The organism is Arsenicibacter sp. R0_47 (assembly GCF_057652235.1).
The window spans coordinates 1-1273 of record NZ_JBYFCJ010000094.1 but is presented as its reverse complement, the minus strand read 5'-3'; the positions used below and the strand labels follow the sequence as shown (position 1 = coordinate 1273).

1 protein-coding gene is annotated in these 1273 nt (G+C 53.0%); it reads right to left on the bottom strand.

What is annotated here, in order from left to right:
- A partial coding sequence (locus tag AC23NW_RS36135; protein WP_487455569.1) for an IS110 family RNA-guided transposase occupies positions 1-1022 on the bottom strand: 1022 nt, incomplete at its 3' end.
- Positions 1023-1273: the final 251 nt, after the last annotated feature.

Here is a 1273-nt window from a genome sequence, read left to right as displayed (position 1 = left end):
ATTTGGTCGGGCTTACCCTGCCGGATAACCGCCACCAATTGATGTAATAGCTTGTTACGGACGTTGTTAATGACCAGCATTTTGGCTTTACCTTCAGCCACTTTGCGCTGATAATAGGCTTTGAGGGGTTCATTAAAGCGAATGGCATTCAGGGCCGCCATATGCAGCAAGGCTTTCAGCTTGAGGTGAGCAAATTGCGAGGTATGAGTTCCCTTCTGTACGCTACTGCCGCTTTGGTGGCGATAGGGCGCTACGCCTACCAGAGCAGCAATGCGTCGGGCCGAAAACTCCGCATCGAAATTGCGGGTGTAGACCATCAGCCACAGGACGGTGTATTGCCCTAAGCCTTTGATGGATTGGGCCAGTTGAGCCTGCTGCCAAAGGTGATGGTGGCGGTTGACCCAGAGCCGGATCTGCTCCTGAATGAGCTTCAGGCTCTCCAGCAGGCCGGCCTGAGCCTGTTGCTGAGCCGTGCTGAGCAGATTGGCCGAAGTGGGTGCGAGTTGAAGCAGTTCCTGATAAGCAGTTTTCAACTGATTGAGAGCCAGCAGGTGCCGGTTACGGGCTGTCAGCAGGTCCTGAAGCGTTTCCAGGGCCGGATCATAGCTTTTCAGACAACGGGCCTGTGTGGCAAAGTGATGGGCATAGCGGGCGATCCGATAGCTGTCGGCCTTGTCTGTCTTACCTCGCTGCAGGCCCATCGACTGATTGATCTGTAGGGGGTGTTCCAGCCAGACATGGGCCTGCTGGTCGACCAGATAGTGCATCAGATTGCGGCTGTACAGGCCGGTATGCTCCATACAATAGAGCACTGACCGCAACGAGGATTGGGGCAGGTGTTGGCTGACCCATTGGGAGAGGCCAGTCATGCCCTGAGGCGAGTTAGCGAACTGCTGATACGCGATTTTGTGGGCCTGTTGGTCGATGAGGGTGGCATCCAGCGTCGCTTTACTGACATCAATGCCAACAAAGAATTGGTAAGTGGGCTTGTCGGGAGTCATCAGAGTAAGTAAGTTTAACATGGAGGAAATGGATACCTAAGCAAGCTGAGTGGACGCTAAAACCCTGATAATAGGTCTGCCCCTATGGGTACCTCAATAGCTATATGGCGATTGGCTCAGTGAAGAAAGCAGGGGGCCTGAATCGAAGAATAGGTGTTTGCCTGATATCACTCATAGGTCGGCCCCTGCTTTCGCTTAGGATGCATCCATATTGCACAAGATACCGTTCTTCCTGGTTTTGTACAACAATGCAAAACTAAGGGTTATCGCTC